This window comes from Microbacterium gorillae (genome assembly GCF_050990725.1).
GTDB classification, from domain to species: Bacteria; Actinomycetota; Actinomycetes; order Actinomycetales; family Microbacteriaceae; genus Microbacterium; species Microbacterium gorillae_A.
Window position 1 is genome coordinate 4,504,803 of record NZ_CP158844.1, and the last position, 19,273, is coordinate 4,524,075.

13 protein-coding genes are annotated in these 19,273 nt (G+C 66.1%); 4 read left to right on the top strand and 9 right to left on the bottom strand.

All coding sequences use genetic code 11. The features are described from left to right. Nucleotides 1-126: 126 nt before the first annotated feature. The 4 genes from ABTV68_RS20725 to trxA all read left to right on the top strand — a co-directional run bounded on the left by ABTV68_RS20725 (nt 127) and on the right by trxA (nt 5,436). The gene (locus ABTV68_RS20725) at nt 127-2,397 is read left to right on the top strand and encodes a DUF6049 family protein (protein ID WP_433675551.1); all 2,271 of its coding nucleotides are present in this window, start codon (nt 127-129) and stop codon (nt 2,395-2,397) included. Then, on the top strand, nt 2,390-4,006 hold the full coding sequence (gene murJ, locus ABTV68_RS20730; protein ID WP_433675552.1) for a murein biosynthesis integral membrane protein MurJ: 1,617 nt from the start codon (nt 2,390-2,392) through the stop codon (nt 4,004-4,006). Before ABTV68_RS20725 ends, murJ begins: the two co-directional genes overlap by 8 nt. Before the next feature lie 67 nt (nt 4,007-4,073). Continuing rightward, nucleotides 4,074-5,027: a thioredoxin-disulfide reductase gene (gene trxB / locus ABTV68_RS20735; protein ID WP_433677660.1), complete on the top strand. Its 954-nt coding sequence runs from the start codon at nt 4,074-4,076 to the stop codon at nt 5,025-5,027. 85 nt (nt 5,028-5,112) lie between these two features. After that, complete coding sequence (trxA, locus tag ABTV68_RS20740; protein ID WP_404920339.1) at nt 5,113-5,436, top strand: thioredoxin; 324 nt, start codon at nt 5,113-5,115, stop codon at nt 5,434-5,436. A 277-nt stretch (nt 5,437-5,713) separates the two neighbouring features. Here trxA and ABTV68_RS20745 read toward each other — a convergent pair whose 3' ends face one another. From ABTV68_RS20745 to rpmH, 9 genes are all read right to left on the bottom strand, one after another. Continuing rightward, nucleotides 5,714-6,058: a tryptophan synthase subunit alpha gene (locus ABTV68_RS20745; protein WP_433675553.1), complete on the bottom strand. Its 345-nt coding sequence runs from the start codon at nt 6,056-6,058 to the stop codon at nt 5,714-5,716. A gap of 986 nt (nt 6,059-7,044) precedes the next feature. After that, nucleotides 7,045-8,109, bottom strand: coding sequence for a ParB/RepB/Spo0J family partition protein (locus ABTV68_RS20750; RefSeq protein WP_433675554.1), 1,065 nt, complete (start codon nt 8,107-8,109; stop codon nt 7,045-7,047). After that, complete coding sequence (locus tag ABTV68_RS20755; protein WP_433677661.1) at nt 8,109-9,014, bottom strand: ParA family protein; 906 nt, start codon at nt 9,012-9,014, stop codon at nt 8,109-8,111. Before ABTV68_RS20755 ends, ABTV68_RS20750 begins: the two co-directional genes overlap by 1 nt. Nucleotides 9,015-15,817: 6,803 nt before the next feature. Then, on the bottom strand, nt 15,818-16,465 hold the full coding sequence (gene rsmG / locus ABTV68_RS20760; RefSeq protein ID WP_433677662.1) for a 16S rRNA (guanine(527)-N(7))-methyltransferase RsmG: 648 nt from the start codon (nt 16,463-16,465) through the stop codon (nt 15,818-15,820). Next, entirely contained in the window at nt 16,462-16,959 is a 498-nt protein-coding gene (locus tag ABTV68_RS20765) for a protein jag (protein WP_433675555.1), read from the bottom strand. The genes rsmG and ABTV68_RS20765 overlap by 4 nt, the downstream gene beginning before the upstream one ends. A 14-nt stretch (nt 16,960-16,973) precedes the next feature. After that, complete coding sequence (gene yidC / locus ABTV68_RS20770) at nt 16,974-18,119, bottom strand: membrane protein insertase YidC (protein ID WP_433675556.1); 1,146 nt, start codon at nt 18,117-18,119, stop codon at nt 16,974-16,976. Next, a complete protein-coding gene (yidD, locus tag ABTV68_RS20775; RefSeq protein ID WP_433675557.1) occupies nt 18,116-18,478 on the bottom strand; it encodes a membrane protein insertion efficiency factor YidD in 363 nt (120 codons plus the stop codon). The genes yidC and yidD overlap by 4 nt, the downstream gene beginning before the upstream one ends. Then, entirely contained in the window at nt 18,475-18,810 is a 336-nt protein-coding gene (gene rnpA, locus ABTV68_RS20780; protein ID WP_433675558.1) for a ribonuclease P protein component, read from the bottom strand. Before rnpA ends, yidD begins: the two co-directional genes overlap by 4 nt. A gap of 8 nt (nt 18,811-18,818) precedes the next feature. Then, the gene (rpmH, locus tag ABTV68_RS20785) at nt 18,819-18,956 is read right to left on the bottom strand and encodes a 50S ribosomal protein L34 (protein ID WP_067196091.1); all 138 of its coding nucleotides are present in this window, start codon (nt 18,954-18,956) and stop codon (nt 18,819-18,821) included. Nucleotides 18,957-19,273: the final 317 nt, after the last annotated feature.

Genomic DNA, 19,273 nt, shown 5'->3' on the forward strand with positions numbered 1-19,273 from the left:
TCGGACCCTGCGGGTTTCGCGGTCCGAGACGGTGCGGGACACGGTGCGAGCGGATCGGAACTGTCAGGTGGCACGACCTAGAATCGACACGGGTTCGCGGGCGTCCGCCCGGCTCCCGACGACACAATGACTGCCAACAGCCTCGATGTCCGGGCGTCCCGGATCGCGCGCAGCCGTCGCCTGCGCCACGCGGGTGCCGCGGCCTTCGTCGTCATGGCCTTCCTGCTCGCGGTGCTCGGCGGTGCGGTCTCCGCCCCGGCGCATGCCGCGGCCACACCGTCACCGTCGGCCACCCCCGCCGAGCCCGAACTCTCGGTGTCGCCCTCGGCGAACGGTGTTCTCCGCCCGGGCCAGTCGCTGCGCGTGACGGCGGATGTCACCAACCCGGGGCAGGAGTCCCTTCCCGCCGGCACCGTCTCCCTCTCGCTCGGTCGCCAGCCGCTCGGCGACCGTGCCACCGTGCTCGGCTGGATGAGCGGCACGCGCACCGCAGACACCGTTCCGGTGGCCAGCACGGCGATGCCCGCGATCGATGCAGGAAGCGTCGGGTCCGCCACCATCACAACGACCGTGACCGATCCGGTCGTCGTGGCCCTGGTTCCCGGGGTCTACGCCGTGCAGGTGCACTACTCGGCGGGCACGCAGTCTTTCACGCAGCGAGCCGTGATCACGGTGGTCGCCGCCGACGCGGCACCGATCACCACCACGACGGTGCTTCCGATCACCGCCTCGGCCGCCGGCAGCGGACTGCTGTCGGCGGAGCGCCTCGCCGAGCTGACGAGCCCGACCGGGGCGCTCACTGCTGCTCTGGAGGCTGCCGTCGAACCCAGCGTTGTGCTGGCGATCGATCCGGCGATCCCCGCAGCCATACGCGCGCTCGGGTCGGCCGCGCCGCCGTCCGCGGTGACTTGGCTCGCCGAGGTGCTGGCGTTGAAGAACGAACGCTTCATGCTTCCGTTCGCCGACGCCGATCCGCAGGTCCAGGCCGATGCCGGGCTTCCCCAGCTCCTCGCCCCGCTGTCACTGGATGCGTACCTCACTCCCGACAACTTCCGGGAGGCCGCAGTGGGTCTGCCCGGTACGGGGCCTCGACCTTCTGATTCCCCCACCCCGACGCCCACCACATCAGTCACGGCGAACGCCGCGGATGCACCGACTCCCACACCGACGACGCAGGCGCCGTCGGACACGCCAGTGCTGCCTACCCTGGAACAGCTCACCGATCTCGGCGACACACTCGGCGAGCTGATCTGGCCCGCGCCGGGATCCGTCACGGATGCCGTCCTTCCGCTGGCTGCGGGCAGTCCGATGCTGGTGTCCAGCGACCAGCTAGCGTCGACAGCGGGTCGGCAGGCCGTCGGCGACTCCGCGATTCTCGGCTATGACGCTGCCCTGGCGGAGGTGCTCCGCGCGGCCGCGGAGGAGCCCGATGCCACGGCTCGCGGCACCTTGCTGGCAACCGCGACAGCACTCCTTCGCCTGGATGCCGAGCAGTCGGGCGCCCCCGTCGTCGTGGTGGTCGACCGCGGTACCGCCGCGCAGCCGGAGGCCCTCCGCGCCACACTCGGCGCGGTCTCGTCCGGCACCCTGATCACCGGGCAGCCGATGTCCCAGCTGCTGTCCTCACCTCCCGTGGCTGCCGCGCTGACCTCAGCATCCCCCACGGATTCCTCCGCCGATCGTGCCGACGCGCTGCGGAACCTGCTCGGCGATGAGGAGCGAGTGACCGCGTTCTCGTCGGTGCTGGCCGATCCGGCAGTGCTGATCGGCCGCGAGCGCGCCCGGATCCTCCAACTCCTGTCCGTGAGCGAGCTCTCGCGTGACGATTGGGACGCCCTCGTCACTGCTCAGCGCACGCGAACGCGGGACGAGATCATCGGCGCGGTGAGCATCGTGCGACCCGAGACGGTGACGCTGGTGAGTTCGGGATCCAACATCCCGATGAAGATCCGCAACGATCTCGACCTTCCCGTGACTGTCGTCGTGACGGCCACGCCGAACGATCTCCGGCTGGGGGTGCAGGAGACCACCGTCGTCGAGGCGGCGGCGCGCAGCAACACCAGCTTCTCGGTGCCGGTCACCGCCGGCATCAGCAACGGTGACGTGAAGCTCGCGTTGAGCGCGGCGTCGCCCACGGGTGTGCCGATCGGGAGTGTGCAGTACGCCGAGATCCGCGTGCGTGCCGACTGGGAGACCATCGGGCTCGTGATTCTCGGAACCATCGTGGTGGTCCTCTTCAGTCTCGGCACGTGGCGCACCATCCGCCGGCGCCGAGCCGACGCCGCCAACGGAGTGACGTCCGAGCCCAACCGGCGCGAGGCACGCGCCGCCTACCGTGCTGGCTCCGCGGCGAAGAATGACGCGGTCGACTCCGCAGAAAAGGAGCCTCGTGGCTAGTCTCGGACGCAGCAGCGCGATGATCGCCGCCGGAACCATGGCCTCGCGCGTGCTGGGTCTGGTCCGCACGGTGCTCCTCGTGCAGGTGCTCGGCGAGTTCTTCGTCGGCGACGCGTTCGCGGTGGCCAACGGTCTTCCCAGCACGATCTTCAACATCATCTCCGCGGGTGTGCTCACCGCGGTCTTCGTGCCGCAGATCGTGAAGTCCCGCCAGCATGAGGACGGCGGAAACGCCTTCGTCTCGAAGCTGTTCACGCTCTCCACCGTGGTATTGACGGTCGTGACAATCATCGCGACGATCGCGGCGCCGCTGCTGGTGCTCATCTACGCCGGGGCCTTCAAGGGCGGAGCGGCACAGGTGGCTCTGGCCACGGCGTTCGCCTACTGGTGCATCCCGCAGGTGCTCTTCTACGGCCTGTTCGCGCTGGTGGGGGAGACCTTCAACGCTCGCAATGTGTACGGGCCGTACACGTGGGCCCCCGTCGTGAACAACGTGTTCTCCATCGCCGGACTCGTCGTCTTCATGACGATGTTCCACACCCCGATGACCGCCATGGCCGACTGGACACCGGATCGGATCGCCTTCATCGGCATTGTGACCACCGGCGGAATTATCGCGCAGTTCCTGGTGCTCCTGCTGTTCTGGCGCCGCGCAGGTCTGAAGCTCCGACCGGATTTCCAGTGGCGCGGGGTCGGACTCAGCGAGATCGCTCGCCTTGGCGGGTGGACATTCGCGATGGTGATCATCGCCCAGATCGCCGGCGCGATACAGTCGCAACTCGTCTCGAACGCGTCGGGCGATTCACCCGCGCAGTTCAGCATGAACAACGCGTTCCTGGTCTACATCCTCCCCTATTCGATCATCGTGCTCTCGATCGGAACGCCCTACTTCACCCGCATCAGCGAGCATGCTGCCGAGGGGCGAAAAGACGAGTTGGTCAAGGACATCGACTCCTCGATTCGGACGCTGGGAGTGTTCATCGTTCTCGCCACGGCCGCCCTCGCGGTGGCCGCCGTTCCTGCGAGCCGCCTGTTCACCTCGGACGCGGATTCCGCGCTGCAGGTGGCCCCGGTGCTGTGGGCGTATCTCGCCAACCTCATCCCGGTCGCGATCCTCTTCATCGTGCAGCGCACGTTCTACGTCTACGGCGACACCCGGACGCCGTTCTACTTCACCGTGCTGCAGCAGTCGATCGTCATCGCCACCGCGTTCGCGGCCTATTGGCTGCTGCCCGAGGACCAGCTCGGCGTGGGAATCGCCGCGGGTCAGACCTTCGCGACCATCGTGCAGACGGTCGTCGCTATCCTGCTGCTGCGTCGTCGGATCGGATCCCTGCACTCGCGCAGCTGGCTCACCGCCTACGCGCGCTTCATCGTGGCCGGCATCGCCGCCGCCGCGGTCGGTTGGGTCACCTACGAGCTGCTGGGCGGATCCCACAGTTGGATGGTGTCGAACGAACCCACCCTCGTCGGCAAGCTCATGGCGATTCCCGGACTGGCCATCATCGGCCTTGTGGCGGCCATCGTCTACGTGATCGTGCTGCGTCTGCTGCGTGCTCCGGAGCTGCAGGTGGCCATCGACACGGCCAAGCGGATGCTCGGACGCTGAACACGCACAGCCGGCGGGAATGCGCCGCGCGTACGATTGGTTGAGCATGACGAACTCTGGAGGAACAGTGCGGAAAGTCATCATCATCGGGTCGGGCCCTGCCGGATACACGGCGGCCATCTACACGGCTCGCGCGGGTCTGGAGCCTCTCGTCATCGCGAGCTCCGTGGAGGCGGGCGGCGAGCTGATGAAGACCACCGAGGTCGAGAACTTCCCCGGCTTCCCGGAAGGCATCATGGGTCCCGAGCTCATGGACCTCATGCAGAAGCAGGCCGAGAAGTTCGGAGCCGAGGTCGTGTACGACGACGTCGAGGACCTCGACCTCTCCGGTGACGTGAAGAAGGTCGTGCTCGGCAGCGGACGCGAGGAGGAGGCGGAGACGATCATCTACGCCACCGGTTCCGCGTACCGCCGCCTGGGGCTGGAGTCCGAGGATCGCCTCAGCGGCTACGGCGTCTCCTGGTGCGCCACCTGCGACGGCTTCTTCTTCCGTGAGAAGACCATCGCGGTGGTCGGTGGCGGCGACTCCGCCATGGAAGAAGCCACGTTCCTCACCCGCTTCGCCGACAAGGTCTACGTGATCGTGCGCCGCGACTCGCTGCGTGCTTCGAAGATCATGCAGCAGCGCGCCATCGACAACCCCAAGATCGAGTTCATCTGGAACTCCGAGGTCGCCGACATCCACGGTGAGTCCGCGGTGACCGCGGTGACGCTGCGCAACACGGTCGACGGCACGATCTCCGAGCTTCCGCTCGAGGGACTGTTCGTCGCGATCGGCAACGACCCGCGCACGCACCTGGTCCACTCCAAACTGGACCTCACGGCCGAGGGCACCATCGCGGTGCAGGGTCGTACCTCGCGCACCTCCATCCCGGGTGTGTTCGCCGCGGGTGACGTGGTGGACCCGTTCTACCGCCAGGCTGTCACTGCGGCCGCGAGCGGTACGGTGGCTGCCCTGGACGTGGAGCACTACCTCGCTGCACGCGAGGCAGGCGCGGAGGACCTCGTCACCGTCGCGTGATGCCCGCCGGGAATGATTCACCATCGTTCCCGGTTCTATCCATCGGGCTCTCGTAGCGTCAGCCCCAGATCAAGGAGATTCCGATATGACCGCTCAGGCGACTAGCTCGCAGACGTGGGATGCGGACGTCATCAAGGCCGAGGGTCCCGTGCTCGTGGACTTCTGGGCCGAGTGGTGCGGTCCGTGTCGCATGGTTTCGCCCATCCTCGACCAGATCGCTGCCGAGAACGAGGGCAAGATCACCATCCTCAAGCTGAACGTGGATGAGAACCCCGACCTGGCCATGAAGTACCAGATCACCTCCATCCCCGCGATGAAGGTGTTCAACGCCGGTCAGGTGGAGACCACCATCATCGGCGCCAAGGGCAAGCCGGCTCTCGAGGCCGACCTCGCTCCGTACCTGGCGTAATCGCACGCACAAAGGCCTCGGGTTCGCCCGGGGCCTTTTGGCGTGCCCAGGGGGCGGGATCTGTCTTTCAATGCGCGACGTATCGGGCGGCGCATTCGGCGCGGATGAGTCTGGCGGACAGGCGGAACTCTCTGAACCGGCAGGCTGAGCGGGTCCGTAGTCGCCCTCGATCGATGTCCGCCGTCCCACGCGCGCGAATTGGAGGGATGGTCGCGACGGAAGGCCATACGAGCCTCGTACGCCCTGTCCTCGCGGCCTCACCCGCTGTTCGCGACGATCATCCAGCGTCGACGCGCACCGTCGGATCCCACCGTCGGTGTGTGTTCGCTTCGCCCAGCAGCTTCCACACCGCGGGTGTGAGGGCCGGGTAGTCGAGAGAGATCTGCCGCAGCACGCGGTAGTGACGTGCCTGGTTCGGCCGGACCCCGTCGTTGGCCTGGATGTTCTCCGCACGCAGCGTGTAGACAACGAGTTCATCGACGCTGGGGAGCTCCTCCATGAAGTCCCAGGGATCCTCGCCGTTGCGGATGCGTTCGGCGATGAGCACACTCAGTTCGTCGATCGCCTCAGCGCGCAGCAGCTCCAGGCTGGCGCGTCGGCGGGGTTCGTACTCGGAAGTCATCCATTCCAGACTACGTCCCGGTGCCGACATCGGGCCCGACGGGTGCCCACGTTCGCGATGGGCGAGCGGCGGACGGGGGACGGGACCGGGTGCCGGCGCTTCGTGTTGTCGACGATCCGCTGATGCGAAGCGGTGGACGGCAAGCATGGGTGGACGACGGGCCGGTGTTGGTGCGAGGTGCACAGCTGGCGACGCGTGAGCGCGCCGTGGAGCCCCGTTCCTTGTCGAGTGGCGTCGTGAAGGCGTCATTCAGTGCAGCGACCGTCTGAGAGCCCCCGTGGGTCCTGAGACGCACTCTGGCGCCGCCGGATCGTTCGCGCCGGTCTTCTGGTGACGCGTCAACACATGAAGGTGCCGCGAATCTCTGAAGCATACGGCGTATCTCTCGTGGATCGGCCGCATGTTCATGCGGTCACCGCATTCGCCTGCGTGCATGAGCATCCGTCCGCGGGCTCCGGTGCCCGGTCGCCACGAGTGTCGATATCCACCACGGGGCTTGCGTCCGCTGGACGCGGCTAACACCGTCGTGTGTCGCCACCCCGAGCTGTACACGGCCACATCAGCGGCGCACGGGCGCGTCCGCCGGATGCAGTGAAGGAGCTCCGGTGCGCCGATGGCGGTTCCATTGCGCTGGCAGTGCTCTCTCATCGCGTCACGGGTGCCGGCCGTAACCGGTTGTATGTCCCAAGTCAGATCCGAGAGTGGCGGAATCCGCAGCGACGGTGGCGCATGCGACGACGTGCTCTCCGCGCACAGGTGCGACGGCGCCACGCCTCCCGCTGATGCACACCGTGCCGTTCGAACGCAATAACGTGAACGGGGTCGCAGACCCGAACGACTCGGTGATAGACGGGCACAGCACGCTCAACGGGAAGACACGCGGGCGCGACAGACGCGCGCGATGAGAGCCGCGGAAACCCCACGCCACATCACCCCACAGGTGGACGCTGGGGAAATTTAGCCACCCTGAACTGGGGTTTATCCAGTTACTTCGCGGCGCCGAACTCGTCTTCCCCGAGCTCGCCGAGAATGCGATTCAGGTCCTGAATGCTCGCGAACTCGATGCTGACCTGCCCCTTGCGTGCACCCAGGGCGATCTTGACCCGAGTGTTGAGGCGGTCACCCAGGCGGGTCGCGACATCGTCGAGGAAGGCGCGACGAGCGCCTGCCTGCGGCTTGGTGGCGCGTCCTGTGGACCCCCCGATCGTCTTCGCGGCGGATTCGGCCGCACGCACGGAGAGATCCTCGTTCACGATCTTGTCTGCGAGGCGCGACATCGCCTCGGGGGAGTCGAGCGACAGGATGGCGCGGGCATGCCCGGCGGAGAGCACGCCTGCGGCGACGCGCTGCTGAACGGCCACGGGGAGCTTCAGGAGGCGCAGAGTGTTGGACACCTGCGGACGCGAGCGGCCGATGCGAGTGGCGAGCTCTTCGTGCGTGATCCCGAAGTCGTCGAGGAGCTGCTGGTAGGCCGAAGCCTCTTCCAGCGGGTTCAGCTCCGAGCGGTGGAGGTTCTCCAACAGGGCGTCGCGCAGCAGGTCGACGTCGTCGGTCTCGCGGACGATCGCCGGGATGGTGGCGAGTCCCGCCTCACGTGCGGCGCGTGTACGGCGCTCACCCATAATGAGCTCATAGCCGCTTCCGCCCGGCGCAGTGCGCACGACCACCGGCTGCAGCACGCCGAACTCGCGCACGGAGTGCACCAACTCGGCGAGATCCTCGGCGTCGAAGACCGTGCGCGGCTGGCGCGGGTTCGGAACGATGGAGTGCGGATCCACCTGGATCAGCGTGAGACCCGGCACGGGCACGAGGTCCTCGTCGGCCGGCGCGGGCTTCTCCGTTGCCTTCGGGGCCTTGGCCGCGGTCTTGCGCGCAGCGGGCTTCTTGGCGGCGGGCTTCGCTGGTGCTGACGCTTCCTCCTGCGCGGCCTCTGCGGCCTTGTTCGAGGCGTTGTTGTCAGGGAAGAAGACATCGACGGGGCGTGACTCGTTGGGCTCACTCGTGGGGATGAGTGCCCCGATTCCTCGTCCCAGACCAGTACGCTTCGCCATCAGCGCGTCCCTTCTTTCGTTTCTGACGCGCTCCGCTGAACGATCTCGACAGCGGCTTCGCGGTATGCGATGGCTCCGGCCGACTGAGGGTCGTAGGCGACCACCGTCTGGCCGAAGCTGGGGGCTTCCGATACGCGAACCGAACGCGGAATGACCGTGTCGAGAACTTGATCGGTAAAGTGAGAACGTACCTCATCCGCTACCTGCTGCGCGAGCCTGGTTCGGCCGTCGTACATGGTCAGCAGGATTGTCGAGACGTGAAGCACAGGATTCAGGTGCTTCTGGATCATCTGGACGCTTCCGAGCAGCTGGCTCAGGCCCTCGAGCGCGTAGTACTCGCACTGGATCGGGATGAAGACCTCGGTTGCCGCGGTGAACGCGTTGATCGTCAGGAGACCGAGCGATGGGGGGCAGTCAATGATGACGAAGTCGATCGGCTGTTCGGAGGACTCGACGAATGTGGTCAGCGCGGTACGGAGCCGATGCTCTCGTGCCACCTGGGAGACCAGCTCGATTTCTGCGCCGGCGAGGTGAATCGTGCTCGGCGCACACAGCAGGTTCGGCGATTCGGGGCTCACCTGCACCACGTCAGCCAGGGGGAAGTCGTCGATCAGAACGTCGTAGATCGATGCGGTGTCAGCGCTGTGAGGGATACCCAGCGCGGTCGACGCGTTGCCCTGGGGGTCCAAGTCGATGACCAGCACGCGCCCGCCCACCGCAGCGATGGCAGCGGCGATGTTCACCGTGGTGGTCGTCTTACCGACGCCACCCTTCTGGTTGGACACCGTCATGATTCGCGTCCGTCCCGAGAACGAGACCTCGGACTGCTCCAGGCGGCGGCGGCGAGCGCTCAGATCCGCAAGCTCACGCGCGAGCGGAGTGTCGTCTCCGAAGCCGTCTGTCATGTCCGCGTTGGGGGACTGTTTCACGTGAAACACACTCCTTACGCGCGCGAATCCAGCACGTTCTACTCTATGCGATGGGACACGTTTTGGCCCAGGTTTGCCAGGCTTGCGCGTCCGTCATTCGATCTTGATGGCGGCTCGTACTGCGGCCATTTCGGTGAGTGTGTGAAGTTGCTGTGCGAGTAATCCACAGATCTACTCACAGTCGAACAGACGTTCCCACCCCGGAATTGTGCGGAAGTTGGTGACGATGAGCGCCAGTTTCCCCAGATTCCTCCACAGGTTGCTCGAACGACGGTGTCAGGTCCAGAGGGCGAGGCTGTTCCGGACTCGTCGCTGCCGAGCAGGGGACCAGAGCGTGCGGGCGCGAACTCATCGGGCATCCGCCGGAGAGGGAGGATCGACGACCAGCAGCACCGGTTGGTGAGTGGCTGTAGAGCTTCCCGTCGGGCGATGGAGCGCGGGGATCCGTGCTCCATCGGCGGCTCAGTGAAGGGTACGCGGCTGCCGCGTCGACGTTCATCAGAAGCCGACGTGAGATGCGAGTGTCCGATTCATGCAGCTGGGTCTTCTGCTCACTCGAGGGATTGGTCTCTCCTCACCAGGGCGGGACCGCTGCGGGTATCGTGAGTCGGCGTGTTCGAGTTCGCGGACCACGGGCCGCACAGATGTGCGGCTTCGCCGAAGCTTCTCACCGCTCGGCGGTGGCACGGCGCGCGGCTAGCGGATCACCGTCGCGCTACGGCGAGAATGTCCGAGTCGCTCTCTGGCTGGCCGCCCTGCGGTGGTGTGCCTGGCCCATCGCTGAAGCCTCGCGCATCCGACCTGCGCTGGCATCGACGCACGGCAGAGGCCTATGCGCGATGTTTCACGTGAAACGTCGGACACGCCACCTACGGCCACCACGGCAGTGAGGAGACGAGCTCCACGATCTCCGGCGGCGACCGCGGCACCAGTCGGGCCGCTCACCGCTGGAACGATTCCAGGATGACTTAGAGCCCCGTCGACCAGATGACGAGCGACGCACCATCGCCACAGTGGTGGACCGCCGAGCCGCTCGCCTCTCCCTCAGGGTGGGGGAGCGGCAGGTGGGCCATCGGCATCACCAACCAAGTATGCCCTCTCGTGCTTCAGCGGTCTGTTGGCCTGTCCGCTGTCGCCGGCGGAGTCAGCGCCGGCACTCGAACCAGAACTCTGTCAGCAACGGAACGTGTGCCAGAACCTTCGGAAGACAGCAACGGCGCCGGGTCGGCGCACCACCACGAGCACCGGAGCTAGGAACAGACAGCCCGCACCGGAGGCAACGCCAGCACGGACACCGGCACCAGCCGCCAGCCGCCAGCCGCCAGCCGCCAGCCGCCAGCCGCCAGCCGCCAGCCACCGTCCACCGGTCACTTGCCGCCAGCCACCGTCCACCAGCCACCAGCCACCAGCACCAACAGCGGACGCGGGGCAACACCAACACCGAAGCCCGGCCGAGGTCAGCTCGCGACTCAGCCTTGGGCGAGTGGATGGACAGTGACGCGCGCCCGAGTAGAGGTGCCGGCGCGGGCGCACGCGCGGGTGGCCATGGCGAACTCAGAGCCGGCCCACTGCCACTGTGCCCACACCGATCTCATCTAAGCCAGGAGTTGAAGACTGTCGCTTCGATATGCTCGCAGCGCGCGTGGATGCGGGGATGTGGGGGTGCCGGTGTCGTTGACATCATCGTTGTCGGAGCGACATGGCATGCGGATCTCCCGGACGATCCCACTCGCATCCGGGTCTGCTGAGCGGGTTGATTCGCGACCACAACCCGAGCCGCCACCGCGATGGCGGACCAGCATGCGCGGTCGCTCCGGCGCAGGTCCCAGCACGGTGACCTCGTCAGCGAAGCCGAACGCCTCGCAGCGAGCCCGAAGGTCCGCGATGATCGCCCGCTCATCCGCGAATGGCGGGATCTGGGAATCGATCGCGATCAGGTCCCGCAGAGTGTCGAGCAACTTCTGCCTCAAGGATAACGAGAGGTTCCGGGGGAGGGCGCTTCCACATTCTTGAGGTGGCGAGGATCCGTCAGGCGCCCACGCGAGGCAGCGCCCATCGCGCAGGCGAGAGCTTTCAATGCCGCCGAGCGTCGCCGCACGGCCCTGGAGTGCTCAGAGTCTTGCACCTCAGCGCGGTCGCAACTTTCTCTGAGACGCCACACCGGGGTGTTCGGGGCCGACCAGCGCTGGATGAGCGGGCCGCGGCCAGGGTCCTTCGTCCTGCGCGGCCGGGACTGAGGAGGACTCCGAGAATGACGTCGCCGTGACGGAAGAGGGCACGGGTTCAGACGAGACACCATGCTCGGGAACGTGACTACCCCTGCGAGGGTTGACACGAGCCGACCTTCTCCCGCAAGCACGGCCGACATCATCGAACCAGCGCATCCAAGCAGGCGTACCACCAAGCGGAATCGACCGTGGGAACGGACGCCCATACCTCGGGGCGGCAACGCCCCGTACGGAACGAAGGACCGTAGGTGACGGGCACACGGAAGGGGATGTGCGATCTCGTAGCGTAGGTGCGCCCGTCCGCGTACACACCCGGGGCCAGCCACGATGACTTTCCTCACCACCGCTGTTGCCGCGACGCCAGCAGAGAGAAGGGCGATTGATGATGCCGCCGTACGAGCGCTCGATGTATGCTCACGTCGCTTCCGCGTATGTTTCACGTGAAACGTGAGCTCGAGTTCAACGAGCTCAACCATTGAGTCGCTTCGTAAGGCGCGCGGCTTCACCACACGCATGCCCTGGTCACAGGGAGGCTGACCCTGCGCTTCAGCACAGATCACCCCGAGCCACTGATGTCGAGGCCGAAACCCCCTGCACCCTGACCGCGCCGAAGGCTCCTCAACGGCCAGCATTGCCTGTGCGACGAATGCCCGTCATGTGGCGAGCGTGGGCAGACCATGCCATCCCATCGGTGATCACGGGTTAGAGCAGGACTCCAGAGCCCCGTCGAGCCCGGGCTCGCGCAGGATCGAAGGTACCCACTGTGGCACCGCCGAGGTGATGGGAGTTCGGCGAGGCTCCGTACCGCACAGCGATGACCGACTGCACGCCCCATGCCTGCTCCTGCATGCCACGCACATCGCCCGTGCAGGCCTCATGCGCGCCTGCCCGCCCCGGCCGCGGTCCATCCGCGGTCCATCCGCGCCCGTCCGCGCCTTTCCGCTCTCCGTCTGCTCCCGTCGGCTCTCCGTCAGCGTTCTGTCTGCCCCCCGTCCGCTCTCCGTCAGCGTTCTGTCTGCCCCCCGTCCGCTCTCCGTCAGCACTCCGTCTGCCGCATCTGCTCTCCGTCAACACTCCGTCTACCCCGTCCACTCTCTGGCCGCACGCTATCCGAACCAGTCCGAACTCCGTTTACCTCCGTCTGCCTCTCTGCGGTCCCTCTGCCATCGGCGACCTTCCGCGCACCGACAGCTGGCTGGTCGACAAGGTTTGTGCATGTCGAGCCGCGTCCATACTCGCCACGACGTCACGCGACTCTCTCAGAGTTGGCCGCCCGGGCAGAACGTTGGTGCAACGTCGACGTGAGGCTTGCACCAAATGGCTGTAGCCCGAGAGTGAGGCACATGTGCGCCTTGCGCGCGCATCGAGCCGACCCCCGACGCAAGGCTGCCGTCAGGACCCACCCAGCCGCGAGCGGCTCGAACGTTCCACGTGAAACAGTGGAGGACGACGCGTGGTCTGACCCGAGTGGTCGGTTGACCTCAAGTTGTGCTGCCGAGTCCAGTCGCCGTGCATGCTAACACGATGATGTCGCCGGTCCGCCGGCTTGCGGTGAGGGGCATACGCGATCCATGGAGAACTGTTGCGCCGGTGGCCACGGCTCCCGACAGCAGACGTTTCACGTGAAACAACGGTGCGCTAGCACTTCACACCGAACAGTCGCCGGGCAACCGTGGTGAAGTACGTCGCCGCCAGGGTAAGCGGGGTAGGGGTACCCAACGCGCTCAGTTTCACGTGAAACAACGCCCCAGGGGCAGGTCTCCCGAAGCCCCGATCACTGACGCACCCCATCCAGTCATCCGACCGGTACGGCCCCATCGGACCGTACGTTCCAGGCTCGCGCAACGAACTTGACCAGGGCGATGGTCACCGTCACGATGTTCGTGATGTTGACCACGGATCTACGACGCTCCCTACTGCACACATCGGCTCGTCGTGGCGACATGATGCAAGCTGATCGACCCGTCGCCACATCCTGAGTGATCCACTAACTCGAATACGGCCACTCGCGGAGAGGCTGTCGCCCACACCCCAGGCCACAGCCGCGCGTGGCAACCATCAACGACATCGACATCTATGCCGCGTCGATAGCCGCAACAGCAAGGCCCCGGCATGCGCATTGGTCTCACGCCAGTCACATGCCAGTCGCAACTGCGTTGTACCGCCGACTGCTATCGCTTGTCGGACCACGGAGGGGCGATGGTCCCGGCTTCGCCCACAGGCACCGGGACGGCCACCGCCACCGCAGACCCTCATGCGACCGTCACCTAGCCGATCAACCCGTTCGAGAGCTCGGCGCAAGAAATGCGGAGATTCGACTTCTCTGCCGCCCGCGCCACGACCGCTCCGAACGGGAGCACCCCGAACTGCAACAGCCCAGGTCGCGCCACCGCCGTTTCACGTGAAACACGGGCGCGAGCCATTCTCCCTCCGCGGCGAATCACGAGTCGCGGCCTTTTGGCATCGCGGCCGGTAGTCCCACCCCCTCCGGTCCTCTGGTCCTCCGGTCCTCCGGTCTTCAGGTCTTCAGGTCTTCAGGTCTTCAGGTCTTCAGGTCTTCAGGGCTACCGAAATGACACGATCTGGCCAGACACGCCACGCAGCCGGACGCCACCTAGCCCATCATCAACCACGCCCCCACGGACCCACAGACCCGCGCCCGCCGGCCCGCGGCCCACAGGACCACAGGCCCACGGTCCCCGGCCCCCGGCCCCCGGCCCCCGGCCCGCGGCCCACAGGCCCATGGACCACGCCCCCCGGCCCGCGGCCCACAGAGTCACAGGGGCACAGAGGCACAGAGGCACAGAGGCACAGAGGCACGCTTGCCGCCGACTCGGAAGGTGATCTCACCCGTCCGATCAAGGGTTGCGCGCGAAGGCCAGCCACGGCAGAGCAGACAAGGTGCGGAAGTGGGACCCGACTACTTCATCTACGCGCACTCAGCGTTGGTTTCACGTGAAACAACGCCGCCGCGCACGTCGTCGTAGCATTGCGCCGCCTTCGGCAGACACGGGGGAGAAGCGAGAGCAGGCGGCCAGCACTCGGGCTGGCGTCTTCACGACGCCACTGACGCCACTGACGCCACCGACGTTGACGCGCGGGAAGGTGGCTCTCGTATCGCCCAGTGCGACATAGCCTGCCGCCAAGTCTGAGCGCCAATACCCCTCCACCAGTGATTCGAGCAGCTGCGTGATCCCGATGGTTCACTTCACCATATGCGCCATGTGGGCTAGAACCGGGACGCCCCGCGGGAGCCCGGAGACCGCGCATCCGAGGGAATTGGTCGAGCCCCGTGCCCGCCTGACCTCCTCGAACTCGCTAATGCTGCGCGCATTCGGAATGCGTGCACACGTCCTCCACCGGGAGCAACGGGAGGTATCAACGCCCAGCGGACCCCACCAGGACCATCGTCTCGCCTCATTCGCTCAGCGACCGAGGGCGTGAGGGGAGTGCTGCCTAAGAGATGCAATGAGCACAGACGTGTCACCCGGCAACCCGGTCTTCTCCCTATCTGAAACCGGCGAGGCACCCATCGACCAGCGAAGAGCGTCGGCACTCGGACCACCCCATCCGGGCGAACGTGCCGCTGGTGCCCGAGAATGCGTCGTGGGCGACTGACGTCGACGACCAGTTCGTCACCCGCGGGGCACCGGCCACACTGTGCCCATCCTGCGGCAGTGAACGGGAAACACGAAGAACGCATGTCAACATCCAGCGCGAGTCACGAGGGATCTTCGTCTCGCTCCCATCGCCCACGAACCAGGGACACGGAAGGCGCCGAATGAGGGCACGACGCACGCAGCACGAGCGTTGGGTCAACTTGCGGAGAGACCGACGCACCCAAACACCCGCACATCTCGCCCAGGCCCTTCGCCTCGCTTCGCTCGCTCACGAACCAGGGCGCAGGACATGCTCTCCGGCTCATCGACTCAACGGACCGAAGACCTAGCAGTGCCACCACGCCGGAGTCCTCGATGGAGGTGTGGGCAAAGGCGACGAGACGGATGCGTTGCCGTTACCAACTGGCGTGCCGACGAGGAAGACGCTCGCCAGGATATCGACGCTCCCGCGGCCACCGTAGCTACCGGTCCGAGCGGATCTCGCATCACCGGACACAGCACATCGGCAGCCAGTGAGTACGCCCGGCGGGACAGCTCCTGGCGACGCCAGCGCGAAGGGCAACTCCACGGATGAGACGGCTCATCGTTCCCTTGTCGGCTACGCGCCCGGTCGCGGGTCAACCGAAATGGCCCCGATGCACGAGAGCGCAGAAGGCGAACTCACGTCGCGCGCGAATAGCGAGGCAGACGGCGCCACGCCGACCGCGGCGGGTCCGAGCTCTCGGTCGTAGCTCGGGTCCATCGCATCGACATCGCGCTGCGCGAAGATCACGACGCCGTGCCCTACGAACCGCAACACAAAACCGAACAGCTACCGAACTCACGTCAAAAGACCGAGTGCACGGTGGACCCCAGGTCCACCGTGCACTCAAATCGCGGAGAATCGCTCTCACAGCGCCAGAGAACGGCGAAATAGCAAATGACCAGGCTTTTACCGAACTGTGGCTCGAACCACGCGTGTCGTCTCCGACAGAACGCCCTCGCCGAGCACCTCCACACGCACATCCGACAGCTTGAACTTGCGGATCGGCTTCTCGGCCGCGGCGATCTCGTTGGGTGCCGATGTCCCCTTGAAGAGGATCAGCTCGCCACCATCGCGAACCAGGGGAGCGGTGAACGGAATCAGGGTCCGCAAAGCGCTGACCGCTCGCGCCGTCACCGCATCGAAGGTGCCGTCGTCACCGAACTCCTCACCTCGCCCGCGGAAGATCGTCACGTTGGACAACCCCAGCACCTCGGTCTGCTCGGTGAGCCAGGCCACCCGGCGCTCCATCGGCTCGATCAGGGTGAACTCCACCTCGGGGCGCGCAATGGCCAGCACCAGACCCGGGAGGCCAGCACCTGACCCGACATCGGCGACACGACCCGAGAACAGCGGAGCACCGATCGCGCTATTGAGAATGTGGCGCGTCCACAGGCGGGGGAGCTCCAGCGGACCGATGAGTCCGCGCTCCTCGCCTTCGGCAGCCAGCGCCGCGGTGAAGCGTCGTGCCAGATCGATGCGATCGCCGAACAGCTGTACCGCCGCGGCCGGCTCGACCTCCACCGCGGCCGCGGTGCCTTCGTCACTCACGGTCAGGCGCGACGAATCACGGTGTGACGATCAGCGCCCTCACCGTACGACTCGGACACGAGACCGCGATCGGCCACGATGTCATGAACGAGCTTGCGCTCGTACGACGACATCGACGGCAGGGAGGCCTGGGACGCGCCCTCGTCGAGGCGCGCGATCGCGCGGTCCACCAGGGCGGTCAGCTCGACCTGCCGGGCATCCCGCGAACCGCCCACGTCGAGGATCACACGTGAGAAGCGTCCGGTCTTGCTCTGCACCGCCAGGCGAGTGAGCTCCTGCAGCGCCTGCACGGTGTCGGGGTCGGACAGCACACGCAGCGTGGCGTCGTCGGACTCTACCGAGACGTAGGCACGACCCTGGCGCACGTCGAGCTCGAGGTCACCCTCGATGTCTGCGATGTCGAGCAGACCCTCGATGTAGTCCGCTGCGATGTCGCCCTCTTCCTCGAGCTGAGCGACGGTCGCGGGAGTGCGGTCGTCGGAGACGGGGGATTCGGTCATGAGGTGATCATCTCCTACTTCGACGGCTGATCGGGACTTGCGGGACCGGAGCCCGGAGAGGGAGTACCCGGCTGCTTCTGCGCCTGCTTCTTAGCGCGGTTCTTGCCCATCGGCTGCTGACGCTTCGGCTGCTGCGCCTTCAGACGCTCGGCCTCCTCGTACAGACGCTTCTGCTCAGCCTCGTACTCGGCGATCGAGATGACGTTGCCCTTCGGGTCCAGCGTCTTGCCCTTGCGCTCCAGGCGCGCCACGCGCTCCTTCCAGGCCTCCGAGTTCGGGGTCGGGAGGTTGCGGATCACGATGAACTGCTGACCCATGGTCCACAGGTTCGACACGAACCAGTAGATGACGACGCCGAGCGGGAAGAAGACGCCCGAGAAGACGAAGGCGAACGGCAGGATGAAGAGCATGATGCGCTGCATCTGGTAGGCCTGGCCGGTCTTGGCCTCGGGGGACAGGTTCTTCGAGATGATCTGCAGCTGCGTGATGAACTGCGACGCGATCATCAGGATCACGAGGATCACGAGGATCGTGACAGTGACCTGCCAGCCCTCGGTGTGCTTGGTCCACGCGTCGACCAGCGAGTCGTGCAGCGACGCGACGTCGAAGAGCTTCGCGTCATTGAACTGCTGAGTGAGCTCGGGCGAGAGCCAGAACACACCACCCTTGCCGGCATCGGCGTGCATCTTCACGTCGCGCAGCACGGAGAACAGCGAGAAGAAGATCGGCATTTGCACGAGGATCGGCAGACATCCCGAAATCGGGCTGGTGCCGTGCTTCTTGTACAGCGCCATGGTCTCGCGACTCATCGCCTCGCGGGAGAGTTGGTCGCGCTTGCCCCGGTACTTGTCCTGGATCTTCTTCATCTCCGGCGCGATTTCCATCATGCGCCGCTGAGACTTGATCTGCTTGACCATCAGCGGAACCAGGGCGGCACGCACGACGATCACGAGACCGACGATGGAGAGCACCCAGGTCAGACCGCCGGCGGGGTTCATTCCCACAGAGGAGAACAGCCAGTGCCAAGCGACCAGGATCAGCTCGACGACCCACTTCAGCGGCCAGAGGATGATGCTGATGAGGTCGAACCCACCACCCGCATCAGCGGAAGAAGACGGGCTCGGCGTGGCGCTGGCCGCGGCGAACAAGAGATTCGTCACGAAGCGGTCCTTTCTGCGGGGGAAGGTACAACGAACCCACGCGGGGTGAGTCCGTAGTGGAAGTGCTTATGCGGACGGACGTCATCGACGCCACCCAGAGACCAGGGGTTGCAGCGGAGGATCCGCCACACGGCGAGGGCCATGCCCTTCACCGCACCGTGCTGCTGGACGGCACCGACGCCGTAGGCGGAGCAGGACGGGTAGTACTTGCACACCTCGCCGTACAGCGGCGAGATCACCTTGCGATAGGCGAAGAGGAGCGCGAGAGTCGCGTCGCGCGGCCAGAGCGGGATCGAGCGCAGGAAGTCGCGCCCCCGGAATCGCGCCGTACCGCTGTACGCGGCGGGAAGGACACTCATGATGCGCGCTTGTCGAGACAGCGGACGACCTCGTCACGCAACGCCGGAAAACCGGTGCCGGCAGACGACGGAAGGGCGCGGATGACAACATCCGCGCCCGGGCGCACAGAGGGCAGAGCCTCCGCGCAAATGGCCTTCAACCGGCGGCGCACCGTATTGCGCACCACGGCACCACCGACCTGCTTGCTCACGATGAACCCGAACCGTGCCGGACGATCCTCACCGGAGTGAATCACGTAGGTCACGGTCGATGGGCCCGCGCATCGACCTCCCCGACGGACGACCGACTTGTAGTCGGCGCCGCGGGTGAGACGATGCGGACGCGCGAGCACCGAGGGTGTTACGCCGAGAGCTCGACGCGGCCCTTGGCGCGGCGTGCCGACAGGATGGCACGGCCGGCGCGGGTGCGCATGCGGGCACGGAAGCCGTGCTTCTTGGCGCGACGACGGTTGTTCGGCTGGAAAGTGCGCTTGCTCATAGTGTTAACTCCGGAAATGCTGTCACCCGGGATCACTGCGACCGGAGACGTGCGGACAAAGGCTCATGCCTTAACAGGCACAAGTCAACCGATCTAGGCTACGTCGAGTGGGTGCTTCCGTGCAAACCAGCGGGCTGAACAGACAATTATCCCCAGGTGATGCCCAGTCGACCGCAGCGACGCGCACCGAGTTCCCACAAGGAAGTTTGCTCTCTCCGGGCCACTCGTTTAGCGTGTCTCCAGCACGAGTTATCCACAGGTCCACCCCGACGTGACCGGCAGCCGTGCCGAGATCCGACCAATTCAGGGGGACGAAC